General features: G+C 57.1%; 16 protein-coding genes and 1 tRNA gene. 4 read left to right on the forward strand and 13 right to left on the reverse strand.

Annotated features, from left to right (window positions below):
* Positions 1 to 5: 5 nt before the first annotated feature.
* Complete coding sequence (locus DKB62_RS05815; RefSeq protein ID WP_107196151.1) at positions 6 to 827, reverse strand: methyltransferase domain-containing protein; 822 nt, start codon at positions 825 to 827, stop codon at positions 6 to 8.
* Between the two features lie 197 nt (positions 828 to 1,024).
* Here DKB62_RS05815 and DKB62_RS05820 point away from each other — a divergent pair, with 197 nt between their 5' ends.
* A complete protein-coding gene (locus tag DKB62_RS05820) occupies positions 1,025 to 1,558 on the forward strand; it encodes a GrpB family protein (protein WP_095629702.1) in 534 nt (177 codons plus the stop codon).
* Between the two features lie 177 nt (positions 1,559 to 1,735).
* On the forward strand, positions 1,736 to 2,566 hold the full coding sequence (gene panB / locus DKB62_RS05825; protein ID WP_107196150.1) for a 3-methyl-2-oxobutanoate hydroxymethyltransferase: 831 nt from the start codon (positions 1,736 to 1,738) through the stop codon (positions 2,564 to 2,566).
* Between the two features lie 386 nt (positions 2,567 to 2,952).
* Here the strand turns inward: panB and DKB62_RS05830 are convergent, their stop codons facing one another.
* From DKB62_RS05830 to DKB62_RS05845, 4 genes are all read right to left on the reverse strand, one after another.
* Positions 2,953 to 3,228 carry a GNAT family N-acetyltransferase gene (locus DKB62_RS05830; protein WP_107196149.1) on the reverse strand — a complete coding sequence of 92 codons (276 nt, stop codon included), beginning with the start codon at positions 3,226 to 3,228 and terminating at the stop codon, positions 2,953 to 2,955.
* An 86-nt stretch (positions 3,229 to 3,314) separates the two neighbouring features.
* On the reverse strand, positions 3,315 to 3,518 hold the full coding sequence (locus tag DKB62_RS05835) for a type II toxin-antitoxin system RelB/DinJ family antitoxin (RefSeq protein WP_232818798.1): 204 nt from the start codon (positions 3,516 to 3,518) through the stop codon (positions 3,315 to 3,317).
* Positions 3,508 to 4,566 (reverse strand): nicotinate-nucleotide--dimethylbenzimidazole phosphoribosyltransferase, encoded by a 1,059-nt coding sequence (locus DKB62_RS05840; RefSeq protein WP_107196148.1) that lies wholly within the window; start codon positions 4,564 to 4,566, stop codon positions 3,508 to 3,510. The genes DKB62_RS05835 and DKB62_RS05840 overlap by 11 nt, the downstream gene beginning before the upstream one ends.
* Complete coding sequence (locus DKB62_RS05845; protein WP_157949715.1) at positions 4,566 to 5,006, reverse strand: acyl-CoA thioesterase; 441 nt, start codon at positions 5,004 to 5,006, stop codon at positions 4,566 to 4,568. The genes DKB62_RS05840 and DKB62_RS05845 overlap by 1 nt, the downstream gene beginning before the upstream one ends.
* Before the next feature lie 128 nt (positions 5,007 to 5,134).
* Here DKB62_RS05845 and DKB62_RS05850 point away from each other — a divergent pair, with 128 nt between their 5' ends.
* Positions 5,135 to 6,151 carry a LacI family DNA-binding transcriptional regulator gene (locus DKB62_RS05850; protein WP_087478161.1) on the forward strand — a complete coding sequence of 339 codons (1,017 nt, stop codon included), beginning with the start codon at positions 5,135 to 5,137 and terminating at the stop codon, positions 6,149 to 6,151.
* A 68-nt stretch (positions 6,152 to 6,219) separates the two neighbouring features.
* Positions 6,220 to 6,316, forward strand: a tRNA-Sec gene (locus DKB62_RS12550).
* A 130-nt stretch (positions 6,317 to 6,446) separates the two neighbouring features.
* On the opposite strand, the gene selA is transcribed toward DKB62_RS12550, so the two are convergent.
* The 8 genes from selA to DKB62_RS05890 all read right to left on the reverse strand — a co-directional run bounded on the left by selA (position 6,447) and on the right by DKB62_RS05890 (position 15,869).
* A complete protein-coding gene (gene selA / locus DKB62_RS05855; protein WP_107196146.1) occupies positions 6,447 to 7,850 on the reverse strand; it encodes an L-seryl-tRNA(Sec) selenium transferase in 1,404 nt (467 codons plus the stop codon).
* Between the two features lie 4 nt (positions 7,851 to 7,854).
* Positions 7,855 to 9,768, reverse strand: a complete 1,914-nt coding sequence (gene selB / locus DKB62_RS05860) for a selenocysteine-specific translation elongation factor (protein WP_107196145.1) — start codon at positions 9,766 to 9,768, stop codon at positions 7,855 to 7,857.
* On the reverse strand, positions 9,769 to 10,038 hold the full coding sequence (locus DKB62_RS05865) for a putative Se/S carrier protein (RefSeq protein ID WP_107196144.1): 270 nt from the start codon (positions 10,036 to 10,038) through the stop codon (positions 9,769 to 9,771).
* 8 nt (positions 10,039 to 10,046) lie between these two features.
* Positions 10,047 to 10,637 carry a sulfurtransferase-like selenium metabolism protein YedF gene (gene yedF, locus DKB62_RS05870; protein WP_107196143.1) on the reverse strand — a complete coding sequence of 197 codons (591 nt, stop codon included), beginning with the start codon at positions 10,635 to 10,637 and terminating at the stop codon, positions 10,047 to 10,049.
* A gap of 52 nt (positions 10,638 to 10,689) precedes the next feature.
* On the reverse strand, positions 10,690 to 11,838 hold the full coding sequence (locus DKB62_RS05875) for an aminotransferase class V-fold PLP-dependent enzyme (protein ID WP_107196142.1): 1,149 nt from the start codon (positions 11,836 to 11,838) through the stop codon (positions 10,690 to 10,692).
* Between the two features lie 96 nt (positions 11,839 to 11,934).
* The gene (purB, locus tag DKB62_RS05880) at positions 11,935 to 13,227 is read right to left on the reverse strand and encodes an adenylosuccinate lyase (RefSeq protein ID WP_095629692.1); all 1,293 of its coding nucleotides are present in this window, start codon (positions 13,225 to 13,227) and stop codon (positions 11,935 to 11,937) included.
* A 168-nt stretch (positions 13,228 to 13,395) separates the two neighbouring features.
* Complete coding sequence (gene selD, locus DKB62_RS05885; RefSeq protein WP_107196141.1) at positions 13,396 to 14,433, reverse strand: selenide, water dikinase SelD; 1,038 nt, start codon at positions 14,431 to 14,433, stop codon at positions 13,396 to 13,398.
* A gap of 47 nt (positions 14,434 to 14,480) precedes the next feature.
* Positions 14,481 to 15,869, reverse strand: a complete 1,389-nt coding sequence (locus tag DKB62_RS05890; protein WP_087478867.1) for an NAD(P)/FAD-dependent oxidoreductase — start codon at positions 15,867 to 15,869, stop codon at positions 14,481 to 14,483.
* Positions 15,870 to 15,924: the final 55 nt, after the last annotated feature.

Raw genomic sequence — 15,924 nt, forward strand, 5'->3', positions numbered from 1 at the left:
CGGCCTTATACGATTTTTTCGGCAATCAGTATATCCATCACATGCTGATGCAGCGTGCCGCCGCTGACGCAGTCGAAGATAATTTCTTCGCAGCGGTGGAATTTCCAATCGGCAAACAGCGAAAACAGCTCGCCTGACCGCCAATAACCGCCGTCGATCTCTTCATCAGGCGGAGGCGGAATAAAAGGCTTCTGGACGAATACGTTCAGGGCGCACAAGCCGCCGGGCCGGATGCAGCGCTGGTACTCCTGCAGGATGGCGCCTCGCCGCTCCGGCGGAAGATAGTGCAGCACGCCGCTTGCAAACAGTATATCATATTCCTGCTGCGGCACATACTCCAGCATGTCGGCCCGGAAGAATTCTGCCGCCGCCGTCGGATGCTGGCTCGCCAGCCATTTCGCCTTGGCTATGCCTTCGGCGGCTAAATCAAAGCCGACAGCGTCGTACCCGCACCGCGCCAGAAACACGGCGTCCTTTCCCTCGCCGCATCCCATATCCAGGACCAGGCGTCGCTGCGACGGCGGTTTCAGCCGCAGGATATCGTAGCACATTTCATTGGGCTCCAAGCCCCAATAAAACTCGTCGGCCTTATACCGGTCGTCATAGACAGTCTTTCCATACTGCCGATGATGCCCCAGCAGCTCGTCGGTGCTCGTCTGCAGCAAATCCGCCAAGGCCGGCAGCAGCAGGATATCGGGCATCGTCTTGCCCCGCTCCCATTTGGAAATGGCCTGAGCCGATAGGTGCAGAGCCTTCGCGATATACTCCTGCGTAAAACCCAGCTCCTTGCGGCGGCGCAGCAGTATATTTCCAAATTGTGTCTTCATCGCTTTCACCTCTCCCTCTAATGGTACGGCACGACGCTTTGCTATGGCAATAACTGCCTGCGGGAATTATTCAGACAAATTCCCCTATCCGTTGATATGGCAGAATTCCTCGAAATATCCGAATCACTCAGCCCAACGTTGCGATGTATCCTAAAATCAGCTATCATCAAATAAAAACCATATAGGAGGGCAGCTTCATGGCACAACACATCATCGTCGTCGACTACGACCCTTGCTGGGAACAGAAATACCTGGCCGAAGCGGAAACCATACGCGCCATTCTGGGCGAAAACTGCACGGCAATCTTCCACATCGGCAGCACCGCCGTCAAAGGACTGAAAGCCAAGCCCATTATCGACATCATGCCCGTCGTCCGCGACATAGCCGCTGTAGACGAAAAGCAAGGCGCCTTCGAAGGAATAGGCTACGAATACTTAGGCGAATTCGGCATGGCCCGCCGGCGCTACCTGCGCAAAGGCGGCGACGAGCGGACGCACCAGGTCCATATCTTTCAGGAAACGGACAGAGCCAATATCGAACGCCATCTGGCTGTCCGCGATTTCCTGCGGGCCCACGGCGAGATCGCCCGGCAGTACGGCGCGCTGAAGGAAACCCTGGCCCGCCAATATCCCTACGACATCGAAGGCTACTGCGACGGCAAAGAGGCCTTTGTAAAAGACCTGGAGCGCCAGGCATTGCGTTGGAAACAGAACGCACCTTCATCTATTTGACGAGGTGCCGTCCAGATGATATAGTAAAAATCAGATACGTTAAACACATGCGTTATATCCGTTATTTTTCTTTACATAATAAATAATTATATCTGTTATGTTTTGTTTTTAAATGCTATCATGCCATATATCATCAAATAATGCCATTACGGCATCGTACGAAAGGAGTTTTGCCTTATGAAAAATACCGTCGCTACGCTGCAGGCGCAAAAGGACAACCACGACAAGATTACCATGCTCACGGCTTACGACTATTCGACGGCCAAGCTCATGGACGAAGCGGGCATCAACATGCTGCTCGTCGGCGATTCTCTCGGCATGGTCATGCTCGGCTACGAAGACACCCTGCCGGTCACGATGGAAGACATGATCCATCACACCAAAGCCGTATCGCGGGGCGCAAAAAACGCTTTCGTCGTCGGCGACATGCCCTTCATGTCCTACCAGACATCTATTTACGACGCCGTATACAACGCCGGCCGGCTCATGAAGGAAGGCCGCTGCCACGCCGTCAAGCTCGAAGGCGGCATGAGCGTATGCCCGCAGATTAAAGCCATCGTCGAAGCGGGAATTCCCGTCGTCGGCCACATCGGCCTGACGCCCCAGTCGGTCAACGCCTTAGGCGGCTTTAAAGTACAGGGCAAGAGCGAAGAAGCAGCCCGCAAGCTCATAGAAGAAGCCAAAGCCGTCGAGGCGGCCGGAGCCTTTTCCATCGTCCTCGAATGCGTACCGGCTAAGCTTGCCGAGCTCATTACGGCGTCCCTGCGCATCCCGATCCTCGGCATCGGCGCCGGCGTCCACTGCGACGGCCAAATCCTGATTTATCAGGACATGCTGGCCCTGTTCAGCGACTTTACGCCGAAATTCGCCAAGCAGTTCGCCAACGTCGGAGCCCTCATGAAGCAGGCCTTCGCCGACTACATCAAGGAAACAAAAGAAGGCGCCTTCCCCGGCCCGGAACACGGCTTTAAAATCGACGACGAAGTCATTGAAAAATTAAAACAGTAAAAAACAAAAAAGCTATGCCTTCCCATGGAAGACATAGCTTTTGATCGTTGATACGCCATATGCCAAAAATATATACGACAGCCTTTGACATAGCCCGTATATATCGCATATACTAAACATCTAGGCGCTGCAAAAAGCGGTAGGCGGTTAATCCTGGCCCCGGAAAGGGGCGATGCCCTATGACACCATACGACCTGTTGGCCTTCGTGTTCTTAGTGGCAATTTGCATTATTGCATTAAAAGCATAAAAGGAAATCCGCCCCACAGCTACCAACTATAGGCGGATTTTCTTTTTTCCTATGATATGGGGCTGACCGTTGCCGGCAGCGCCTTTTTTCTATGTTTATTATACGTAAATCCTGTCAATTCGTCAAATATCCGAGACGCTACGGCTCGTAAATATCGCCGTATTCCTTATGCCGTTTGAGCCACGCCGACGCATAGGAACACGACGCGCCGGTTTTACGGCCTGTACTGCGGATGTAATCCGCCGCGGCCTGCACCAGCATTCCCGCCGTTCCCTGCCCCTGCTGCGACGGGTCGACGCCCGTATGGACAATATCGTATTTCCCGTTCTGATCCTGAAGGAAATCAATCTCACCGACAGTCTTTCCCTCTTCATCTTCTATCCAAATTCGCTTGTCGCTGTATAACATCTTCATGGCATATCATCTCCTTTGTTCTTAGTATATGCCATGAAAGCTGCCCTGTATGTTGTTTTTCCAACAAAAGCTATATTTCTCCATACTTAAAACGCATCCCATTCAGCAAAGCGTTCATTCATGCGCTTTTTCTTTTGCCTTGCCTTTGCCGGCCCTTCTGACGCCGGGCCGAAGGGCATTTTTCCTGCTTCTACTGTGCGCTTATAGAACAGGGCGACGGCTTCTTCTTCGCTTAATCCCATGCGGGCAAAGATAGCCGCCGCTTCCTTGCGCAGCTGTTCATCTATCATCCTGGTGTTCCGCCCCTTTCTCCATACGCCTGCGATGGCGTTCTTCCGCTTCGCCGTTGATGCCGTCGAGAGTCGCCATATGCCCTACGGCATACAGCATTGTCTTCAGCATGACGACGCCCAGCACAGCTCCCGTACCTTCTCCCAGAGCCATGTCAGCGTGGATAGGCACGTCGTATTCATCTATACCGCACAGCCGCAAGGCCGCGCTCATGCCGGGCTCGCGGGAAATATGCGACGGCAGCGCATACTGCCGCACGGCCGGATGGGTCTTCACGGCGCAGGCCAGGGCTACGGCTGTAATAAATCCGTCGATGTAAAACGGCAGATGAACGTCGGCACAGGCCAGCATTGCGCCGTACAAGGCAACTAAGTCGAATCCGCCGACGCAGCGCAGGGCGTCCTCCGGCGTCTGGATTTCCCCTTCATATTTTTGCAGCGCCTCCTTGACGACCTGCTCTTTGTGAAACCAAAGGCGGTAATTGCCCTTAGACGAGCCGTGGCCGACGAGAAACGCGCTGCCGGCCGGCGCTATGGCCGTCAGCACGGCGGCCGACGTCGTCGTGTTTCCTATGCCCATTTCACCGAAGGACAGGATGTTGCATCCCCGGGCTTTCGCCGCTTCGACCCGTTCCCTGCCGACGGCGGCGGCGCGGGTAAATTGTTCCGTTGTCATCGCCGGCTGTACCGAAAAATCGGCCGTCCCTCTGGCGATTTTCCTGTCGACGCCGACGGCGTCTTCACTGTCGATGCCGACGTCTACGACTTCGTAGGGAATGCCGTGACAACGGCAGAAACAGGTCACAGCCGACGTTCCTTCCGTCATATGCACGCTCTGCATGTACGTAATATCAGACAGCTGAGCTACGACGCCGGAGCGGACGACGCCGTTGTCCGCGGCAAAGATAATATGGCGGGGACGAAGTTCCTCCTGAAAGGAGCCCCAGGCCAGGAAAACCTGACGCACCTGCTGCTCCAGCAGGCCCAGGCTTCCCGGCGGCTTGGCTAAGTTATGGAGCCGTTCGTCTACTTGCGCTGCAAAATCCATTATACCGTCATCCCTTTATAAGCCCAATAAGCGCGCCGCCGCGCCTCACCCTGCTCATCCAGCGCCGGCAGCGTTACGCCGTGGGGCCGGGCCTGTCCCGTTTCCTCTTCGATATGGACGAAGGATACGAAGCATTCCGCCGCCATGGCCCCGTCGGAGCGCCGCGTCATGGCGATATGGGCGCCGACGCTCGTCGTCCCGGCATAGACGACGGTACTGGAAATATCGATGGTGTCGCCTTTGCGGACCGGCCGGAGAAACCGCAGCCCGTCCAATCCCAGGCAGACGATATGGCCGCTGTTCAGAAAGCTTTGCACGGCCAGAAAGCCGCACTCAATCATATACGACGCCGCCTGCCCGGCAAACAGCGTGTCATGAGGATTTAAGTCCTTTCCCAGTACCATATGAGCCGCCGATACGTGCCTGTCGATTCCCGTCATAGTCATTCCTCCCCAACTTACCGTTAATGTATCTATTGTATCATACTATAGCGAGGAAATAAGCCTAGTCTAGCCTTGAAAATTCGTTTTTTTTATGTCAAAATAAAACAATATAGAGGGGGTATAGTATGTCTACGATTAAAGATATCGCTCGTGAAGCCGGCGTTTCCATCGCCACCGTTTCCATCGTCCTGAACGGCAAGGGACAGGAACGAAAAATTTCCAAGGAAACGCAGGCCCGGATACACCAAATCGCCAAACAGCTGAAATACGTGCCGAACCAGTCGGCTAAAAAGCTGCGGGCTACGCAGAAAAACAGTTACGCCATAGCGTTTTATTGGGCGACGGACTTCCGCATCAATTACCTGGCCCGTATTACGCTGGGTATTCAAAAAGAAATTATGCAGCAGAATAAGGTCGTCCACCTGACCGTCGTGCCCTACGAGGTCGACAACCTGAAAAAGCAGATGGAAACGACGCAGAATGAATTTTTTAACGGCATCATCATCGCCAATATGTCTAACGCCGACATGGAATATTTAAACTCCTGCGACATTTCCTATCCCGTCGTCCTGTTCAACAGGGAATCGCCGAAATACAGCAGTGTCACCATGGACAACTACGAAGTCGGCGCCCAGGTCGCCCGCCATTTCCTCGACAAGGGAATCTACGACGCCGGCGTGCTGACCCACGACACGACCTTCCCCATCATGCGCATGTGGATGAAGGGCTTTCTCGACACCTTTGCCGAAGCCGGCCATCCCGTGCCGGAGGAAAATATCGTCCTGTGCGACACGTCGTCTTCCAGCGCTATCGACGCGACGAAGAAGCTCTATGCAGAAAAGCGCCTGCCGAAGGCCATGTTCTGCGAATCCGACGTACTGGCTCACGGCATGCTGTTCGCCTGCCATGAATTGGGCGTCTCCATTCCCGGCGACGTAGAAGTATTTACCATCGGCATCAACATGGCCGAATTCAACGATTACGCCATTCCGTCCTTGTCCCGCATCGATATTCCCATGCGGGAAATCGGCGAAAAATGCCTCCATCTCCTCGTCGACCTCATCGAAAAGAAGACGCCGAATCCGACAGTCGTCTACGCCGAGGGCATTAAAATCATCGGCCAGTCGTCGCCGGAAGCCTAATGGCCCGGCCGGAGGAGAGGGGATTCCGTTGCGCCGCCGCGGCAAACATGGTATACTGAACCTATCTTGGGGGAGTATGGGTTCTGGTGTGCCCTCTGGTCTTCAAAACCAGTATGAGGAGTTAAGAGCTTCTTAGGTAGGTTCGATTCCTACACTTTCCCGCCAACTACCCGACAAGGCAGCCCGCAAAGCCGCCTTGTCTTTTTTAGTATCTAGCCGCTCCGTTTGCCTTTGCAATAGAAGCAGCCCGATAAAAAAGCGAAGACCCGTAGTCGCGGTCTTCGCTGTTTTTACGTTATCCTTCGGCTACGGCCTTGGCAATTTCCGTGCAGATCAGGGGAAATTCGTCGTCCCGCAGCGTCCGTACGGACAGGCACAGCCAGTCTTGCTGCACTCTGGCGACAACGGGGACTTCGGCATGGCGCAGGCGGCGTTCTAATTCTGCCGCCGTCAGGCCTTCTGACGCGACGGCGGCGGCGTACCCCGGCAACGTATATTCCGGATAGGAACCGCCGCCGACCATGTCGCGGACCGGCACGGTCTGCACCTGCAGGGCCGCGTCGGCAGTCCGCAGCATTTGGGCCAGCACATCGGCTCGCCGCAGGCATTCCTTCTGGGTCCGCGCCAGCATCTGCAGCGCAGGAATAGACCGTATTGCCAGGTCTTCGTCCCGGTACAGCTGCAGCGTCGCCTCCAAGGCGGCCAGGGTCATCTTATCGACCCGCAGGGCCCGCAGCAGCTGGTGCTGTTTCATCGGCTCGATATACTCGGCCTTGCCGACGATAATGCCGGCCTGCGGCCCGCCGAGAAGCTTGTCGCCGCTGAACATGACGACATCGCAGCCTTGCTTCAGGACCTCCTTTACAGTCGGCTCGTAGGGCAGGCCGAAGCGGCGCATGTCGACGAATAATCCGCTGCCCAGGTCGTTGATGAGGGGCAGGCCCTTGGCGTGGGCCAGCTCGGCCAGCTCCTGGGCAGGCACGCTTTCAGAAAAGCCTATGATGCGGTAATTGCTCGTATGGACTTTCATAATCGCGCCGGTACCTTCGCCGACGGCCCGGCTGTAGTCTGACAGGTGGGTCTTATTGGTCGTCCCGACTTCCCGTATCGTGCCGCCGCTGGCTTCGATGACGTCGGGAATGCGGAACAGGCCGCCGATTTCCACGAGTTCTCCCCGGGAAATCACGACTTCCTTCCCCTGCGTCATCGACGTCAGGGCCAGCAGCACGGCGGCGGCGTTGTTATTGACGACGAGTACGTCTTCCGCCCCAGTCAGCTCTTTCAGCAGCGACTGCAGGTGGGCATAGCGGGAGCCGCGGCGCCCTTCGTCCAGATCGTATTCCAAGTTCGAGTACGACGCGGCGATTTCGCCTACGTGCCGTCCAATCTCCTCGCTCAGTACAGACCGGCCCAAATTCGTGTGAAGAATTGTCCCCGTAGCGTTGACGACTGTTTTCAGGCGCAGGGATTTCTGCCGGCGGAAATAGGCCAGCACCATGCCGTCCAGCTCGTCCTCTGCCGGTACGTCGCGGCGGCGTTCGGCCAAAATGTCCCGGCGCAGTCCGGCCAATACGTCCTGTACAGCTTGTTTTATCAGGCTGCGGGACAGGTTTTGTTCCCATTCGGCCAGCGCAGGCCGCTGCAGCAGTACGTCTACTTTGGGAAGCTGCCGCAGCAGCTGTCTTGTATCTTGTTTCATTGCCTCACCTGCTTTCTATACAATCTGCGCCGTCGTCGAGGACTCGCCCTCCTTCGGCGCGCCGCGTCACGTGCTGTTCATCCATGTAATCCAGTAATTGAAGGGCCCCTTTGCGCCCGATACCTAAGAGATCGCGGAAGGCAGCCAGCTCAATGGGCCCCTTTTCCCGCACGTAGCGGCAGAGGCGGCGCACGGCATCGTCATAGGCCTGGCGCGCTACGGCGTACTCCGGCGATAAGATCACAGCCGTCTTCCCCCGCATGGCTTCCAGCACGGCCCGGCCATCCGGCCAGGGAGCGATCAAATCGCTGATCTTTACAGGCGTATACCCCGACTGGATTAAGGCCGCCGTCATGGCGTCGCGGGCCTTTTTCTGCTCCGGCGTAAATACGACGCGGAACCGGCTGGCCGCTGCGACGGCATCCTCTATGCGGCAGCTCCCGTCTCCTTCCATGAGGCGCAGGATCTCGCCGGCTTCTTTTTCCGACAAGGAACCGCCCAAACGAGAGCGGAACTCGCCGAGGGGCATGCCCGGGCGCAGGGGATATTCCTTGTGATAGGCCAGCAGGAGCTGCACGGCCCGGCCTTTAAGCTTTTGATACGCCTCCCGATGGATATAGCCGGCCGCCGTCTCGTACAGAACGCCCTCTTCCGAAAGGCGGGCTGCAGCTGCGTCCAGTACGGCGGCATCTGCTCCCAAGGCGGCCTGCACGTCGGCCTGACGGGCAAAGGATTTCGCCTTGTGGAGCAGGTAATCGCAGAGCCCTTCGTCGAGGCTGCCGCTGTCCTTCGCTTTTAAGCTGTCCAGCACGGCTTCCTTAAAGCGGCGGTGCTTGCGGGGATTAGCGTCCAGTACTTCGCCGCCGCCTAGGGTGCGCATGGGGGAAAAGGTCCGCAGGATAAATCGATCCCTTGCCTTGACGACGATTTCATCCCCTTCCAGCCGCAGCTGCACAAAGCCTTCCTGTCCGGGCAGAATCGACTCCACGCCCAGGGGAACAGCCCGAACCATGACTTCCTGCGTCCCGACGAGGAGACGCAGGCGATCCCACATCTGAATCAGACAATCTGCTCGCTTTAAGCAGGAAACCTTGGCGTCGATCATTCTCGTCGGCGTCAAATCGGCGGAAGCACACAGCACATTGCCGCGACGTACCTCATCCGTCCCGATGTTGGCCAGATTGAAGGCCGTCCGCTGGCCCGCCTCGGCCCGTCCGACGTTTTGCTCATGAATCTGTATATTCCGAACCCGCACGGCCCGCTTCTTCGGATACAAAAACAGCTCGTCGCCGACGGCCACAGCTCCGTCCAGCAGCGTCCCCGTCACGACGGTACCGAAGCCCTTTACGGAAAAGGCCCGGTCGATATTCAGGCGGGCCGCGCCGCCGGAGTACCGTTCCGACAGATCTTCCGTCATGGCCTGTATCTTGACGACGAGGTTCGAAAGGCCCCGTCCCGTAAGGGCGTCCGTTTCGACGATGTCAGCATTGGCAGCTGCTGTATCGGCCAGCTTGGCACGGATATCCTCCTTGACCAGTTCCAGCATGTCCTCGTCGACCGTATCGGCCTTCGTAACGACGACGAGATACTTCTCAATTCCCAGAAGTGTCAAAATATCCATATGCTCGACCGTCTGGGGCATGACGCCTTCATTGGCATCTACGACCAGCAGCACCATGCCCAAGCCGGGCAGGCCGGCGACCATATTTCGGATAAATCGCTCGTGTCCTGGAACGTCGACGATGCCGGCGCGCGTGCCGTCGGGCAAATCCAAATAGGCGAAGCCCAGGTTAATCGTCAGGCCCCGCCGCTTTTCTTCCTTCGTCGTATCCGTATCGATACCGGTCAGGGCCTTTACCAGGGTCGTCTTGCCATGGTCTACGTGGCCGGCCGTCCCGATGACGACATGTCTTGCCATTTACGCACCGCCTCCCTGTTTTTCATAAGACACCTTCAATCCGTCCCGCACGGCATGATACAAGCTCTCGCAGGAAAAGCCGCATTGCGCCAGCATCGCCGTCAGCGACCCTTCCTCCTCCAGGTCGTAGCGCAGGGAAAATCCGCAGCTGGCGTAAATTTTTCCCGGCGTCGGCACGATGCGGGCCTTTATCTGACGCCGCTTAGCTTCCGCCTCGGCCTGCATCGCGTCCTTCGTATTGTAAAACAAAGCGATGCCATACGTTTCCATAGGCCCTCCTACGGCTTGACAATACGGTCGGCCGTCCGCATCAATTCGACGATGCGGTACATATTCGTGATTTCGCCGACAGCGACTTTATCCGTCAGCCCGTAGAAATTGAGGCAGGCGCCGCAGGCGTAAATCGGCACGCCCATCTGCGCCAGCTTCTGCAAATCTTCCAGCGATTCCGAGCCTTCCGTTACCAGGGGCACGCCGCCGTTGTAAAAGACGACGCACTGAGGCAGGACGTCCTGCTCCGTCAGGGTATACAGGAAGGTCTTGAGCAGGCTTTTGCCGAAAGCCTCGTCGCCGACGCCCATGTACGGCGAATTGACGACGACGATATACGAATCGACGGCCTTCGCCATTTCGGCTGCTGGAGACGAGACCGCCGCCTGCCCGTTCTTGGCGATGACGACGACGTAGCGATCCGGCGATTCTTCCGTCAGCGTATACGTGCAGCCCAGCTGATCGGCCAGGCGCTTTAAGTTTTCCGTCGCGATTTTATTATCGACAATCGTCTCCACTACGTCGTGTTCCTTCAGTGCTTTATGGGTTTGAATTACGGGAAGGGGGCAGGCCTTGCCCGTCATATCGATTTTAAACATGTTTCCATTCCTCCTTATACGATACGTTCTATTTCATCATTCTCCGCCGGCCTCACGTCTCCATGGCGGCAATATCCCGCAGGGCCCGCAGGGCCGCCGCGACGTCGTCCTCCGTCGTAAACCGGGAAAAGGAAAAGCGCACGGCGCCGCGCCGCTCCGTATGGAGCTCTTCGTGCATAAGCGGGGCGCAGTGAAATCCAGACCGCGTCGCCATGCCGTATTGATCCCATAAGATATCGCTGACCAAGGCCGAATCGGCGTCGCCGACATTCAGGGCGTATACGCCGACGCGAGGGCTGGAAAAGTCGCCGTACAGCGTGATGTTCGGCAGCTCCCGAACCCCTTCCGTAAAGATGCGCCCCAACGCCTCCTGATGGCGGACTGCCGCCTCCAGGCCTTCGTCAAGCAGCACCTGCACGCCTGCAGCCAGTCCGGCGATACCGGCAACGTTGGCCGTGCCCGCCTCGAATACACCCGGAATATCCCGCGGCTGTTCGTGGTCAAAGGAATGGACGCCGTCGCCGCCCGTAATATACGGCCGCACCTCCGTATCCTTTCGGATGCAGACGCCGCCCGTTCCTCCCGGCCCATAGAGTGATTTATGGCCCGTAAAGCACAGGGCCGTGACGACGCCGTCAGACAAGTCGATAGGATAGGCCCCTGCCGATTGGGACGCATCGACGACGAGCATCAGGGAATGCTTGCGGCAGAAAGCCTTGACGCGCTCCAAATCCACGACGTTGCCCGTCACGTTCGATGCATGGTTGCACACGACGGCCTTCGTCGACGGCCGCAGCTTCTGTTCCAGTTCGCCGTACTGCAGCGCGCCCGTACCGGCTTCCGAGCCTATAAAATCGACGGCCGTTCCCTGCTGCTCCAGCTGATACAGGGGCCGCAGGACGGCGTTGTGTTCCCATGTCGTCGTCAGGACGTGATCACCCGCTCCGAGCAGCCCTTTCAGCACCATGTTGAGAGCCGCCGTGGAATTATGCGTAAAGGCCACGTCGTACGCCTCGCCGGCATGAAACAGCGTCTTAATCAATTCCTTCGCCTGCAGCACTAACCCGTAGGCTCGCAGCGAATAGGCGTGGGCGCCCCGGGAAGGATTGCCCAGCAGGCCGCCGCTGAGGGCGTCGTACACGGCCTGGGCCACGGCCTGCGGCTTCTGCGCCGTCGTCGCGGCGTTGTCAAAGTAATACATGTCCATCGCTCCTTTCCGCAGAACTCCTAACCGATTTCATTTGTTAAAAAAAGGCAGCTCGCAACGGAGCTGCCTTTTATCTTGCCTGTAGGCGAATTAGAGGCCAAAGCGGGCAAAAATCGTATCGACATGGCTGAGCATCTTATGAACGTCGAAGCAGGCTTCGATGTCTTCGTTGCTCATGAATTTAGCAATATCTTCGTCTTTTTTGAGGTTTTCCAGGAAATCTTCCCCTTCGAGCCAGCGCTTCATGGCGTTGCGCTGTACCCAGCGGTAAGCCTGTTCGCGGACTGCGCCCTTTTCAACGAGGGTGTTGAGAAGAATCGGGCTGTAGATGAGGCCGCCCGTCAGGTTCAGGTCCTGCATCATCTTTTCCGGATATACGATGAGGCGGTCGACGACGCGCGTAAAGGTCTGGAGCATGTAGTCGAGGGCAATGGTGCTGTCCGGCAGAATAACCCGTTCGACCGACGAATGGGAAATATCCCGTTCATGCCAGAGCGCTACGTCTTCCAGCGCCGCCTGGGCGTTGCCGCGAATGACGCGGGCCAGGCCGCACATGCGTTCACACGTAATAGGATTGCGTTTATGCGGCATGATGGACGAGCCCTTCTGTTTGGGGCTGAAATATTCTTCCGCTTCGCGGACTTCCGTGCGCTGGAGGTGGCGGATTTCCGTAGCGAATTTATCGATGGAGCTGGCAATGACGGCCAGTGTCGTCACGAATTCTGCATGGCGGTCGCGCTGCAGCGTCTGGGACGAAATCGGCGACGCAGCGATACCCAAATGTTCGCAGACGTATTTTTCTACGAAGGGGTCGACGTCGGCGTAGGTGCCGACAGCGCCGGAAATCTTGCCGACGGCGATCGTTTCCTTCGCCCGTTTCATGCGTTCGATGTTGCGTTCCGTTTCAGCCAGCCAGTTGCAGAGCTTGAGGCCGAAGGTCGTCGCTTCGGCATGGATGCCGTGGGTACGGCCGATGCAGGGCGTATATTTGAATTCAACGGCGCGGCGGCGCAGAACGTCGCGGAAATCTTCCAGATCCTTGATGAGGATATCCGAAGCCTGCTTGAGCATATAGCCCATGGCCGTATCCTTTACGTCTGTCGACGTCAGGCCCAGGTGAACATATTTGCCGGCTTCGCCGATGTTTTCCGAAAGGGTGGAAACAAAGGCGGCAATATCATGATGTGTTTCCGCTTCGATTTCATGGATGCGTTCGACAGAAAACTTCGCTTTTTCGCGAATTTCCTTGGCCGCTTCCTTCGGCACGTTGCCGAGCTCGGCCTGGGCTTCGCTGGCCAGGATTTCTACCTGTTTCAGCGTATCCCATTCGTTGAATTCTGTCCAAATCTGACCCATTTCCGGTTTCGTATAGCGTTCAATCACGTTGAATCTCTCCTTTTTAGTTCATGAGTACGGTTGTAAAAAACTCACCAGTGCTATTATACACTATTTGCCATGCCAAAGGTAGGGCAAAGTGCGTATTTCATCGGCAAAGAACCCTTATTTCACGGACAAACCGCCGCAGGCCTCGTACATCCTGCGGCGGTTCTCTTATTCAACGACGAGCGCGCCTTCTTCGCGCTGCGCCGCGTAGCCTACGATTTCCGCGCAGGGAATCGCAGCCTGCAATTCTTGCAGCAAGGCCATGCAGTCCCGTTCCGAGACGGCGATGAGCAATCCTCCCGACGTCTGCGGGTCATACAGGATATCCATCATAGCCCGGCCGATGTCGCCCCTGACGATGACCTGCCCGTCCGTATAAGCCCGGTTGCGGTATGCGCCGGCGGGAATAAAGCCCATGTCGGCCATCTCGCAGGCTTCACCGTAATAGGGAACGCTTCCCGCCATGACGTGCAGCGTAAGGCCGCTTCCCCGGGCCATTTCAAAGGCGTGGCCCAAAAAGCCGAAGCCCGTCACGTCGGTGCAGCCGCCGACGTCGTAGCGGACCATGATATCCCTGGCCGCCTTGTTGAGCTGCGCCATTTGGCTGTGCAGCTCGCGCAGCAGGCCTTCCTCCACCATATCTCCCTGGGCCGCCGTCATGAGGATGCCTACGCCTAAGGGCTTGGTCAAAATCAATACGTCGCCTTCGCGGGCCGACGAATTGCGCAGGAGCTTCTGCGGATGGACGAAGCCCGTCACAGACAGGCCGTACTTAGGCTCCTTGTCTTCTATGGTATGGCCGCCTGTAATGAGGACGCCCGCTTCATAGGCCTTATCATAGCCGCCCTGCAGGATAGCCCGGACGGCATCCTTTCCCATCTGCGAATTGATGCACATGACGTTCATAGCCAGCTTCGGCTCGCCGCCCATGGCATACACATCGCTCAGGGCGTTGGCCGCCGCAATTTGTCCAAATAAGAACGGGTCGTCGACGATGGGCGGAAAGAAATCGACGGTCTGCACCAAGGCCAATTCCTCGCTGACGACGTATACCGACGCGTCGTCGCTCTTATCGTAGCCGACGATCAGCCGTTCGTCATATCTTGTTGGAATACCTTCCAACAGCTGCGCCAGTTCCCCGGCGCCAATCTTAGCACCTCACCCCGAGCAGGACGCCATTTGAGTCAATTTGATCCTTTCATCCATAGCCGGCACCTCCCTTCTTCAGCTTCCATATCCCTACAGGATACGGTTTACCGGCCTTCCCGTTCCAGGATTTCCTTGCCGACAGTCACGCCGGCCGCCGAGGCCTGCACCAGCCCCCGCGTAATGCCGGCGCCGTCGCCGATGGCAAAGAAATTGGGAATCTTCGTTTCCAATTTGTGATTCAGTTCCAGCCGGTTGGAATAAAATTTAACTTCCACGCCGTACAGCAGCGTATGGCGCGAATTGGCACCGGGAGCCACCTTGTCCAGCGCCTCGAGCATTTCCTTGATGTCCTGCAGGTGGCGGTACGGCAGGACGAGGGACAAGTCGCCCGGCGTCGCATCAGGCATCGTCGGCCGCACGAGGCCCCGCAGAATGCGCTCCGGCGTCGAACGGCGGCCGTCGAGAAGATCTCCCAGCCGCTGGACAATGACGCCGCCGCCGAGGATATTGGCCAAATTGGCGATGTATTTGCCGTATTTGATCGGCTCGTGGAAGGGCTCGGTGAACTTCTTCGACACGAGGATGGCAAAGTTCGTGTTTTCGCTGCGCTTGTGAGCATAGCTGTGGCCGTTGACCGTCAAGAGGCCGTCGTTGTTTTCTTCTACGACGAAGCCATAGGGATTCATGCAGAAGGTACGAATCCTATCGTCGAAGGACTTGCTGAAATAGATGAGCTTCGATTCGTACACTATGTCGGTAATGGTCTCTAAAATTTCTGCCGGCATTTCTACGCGCACACCGATATCGACGGCGTTGGACGTCAGCTTGAGGCCCAGCTTGTCTACTTCGCCGACAAACCATTCCGAGCCTTCCCGGCCCGGCGCGCAGACCAGGTAGCGGCAGGCATACAGCTGATCTGCTATGATAACGCCCCGCACCTGCCCGTCTTCCACGACGATATGGTCTACGGCCGTATCGGCCATGATGTCGATCTTGCCGTCGAGGAAGTCGCGCATATTCGTCAGTATCTGGGCGTTTACATCCGTGCCGAGGTGGCGTATCCGCGCCGGAATAAGCCGTAAATCAGCCGCCGCGGCCTTGCGCTGCATCTGGCGGATGCACTCCTTATTTTCGTCGCCGTATACCTTGCGGTCTGCGCCGCCGAAGCGGCAGTATACGTCGTCGACATAGGCTATTTTTTCCATGAGCTCGGCCTTGGACATGTAGTCGTCCAAATTGCCGCCGTATTCCGTCGTCAGCGTCAACTTGCCGTCGCTGAAGGCGCCGGCGCCGCCCCAGCCGCACACGACGTTGCGGACCTTATCCTTAGGCAGGGCGTTTTTATTGCGGCTCGTCGCAATGCGCTCGCGAATGTCCTGCCCCTTTTCCACGATGAGAATACTCAGGCCCGTATCGGCCAGCTCCAGAGCCGTAAAAATACCGGCCGGCCCGGCCCCGATAATGATGACGTCATAGGTTTTTACAGCGTTCATCGTCTATCTCTCCTTTCGCCGCGGCCTGCTGCCGCGCAGTCGGGATATCTGCGAT

This window comes from Megasphaera stantonii, from assembly GCF_003367905.1.
GTDB lineage: Bacteria > Bacillota > Negativicutes > Veillonellales > Megasphaeraceae > Megasphaera > Megasphaera stantonii.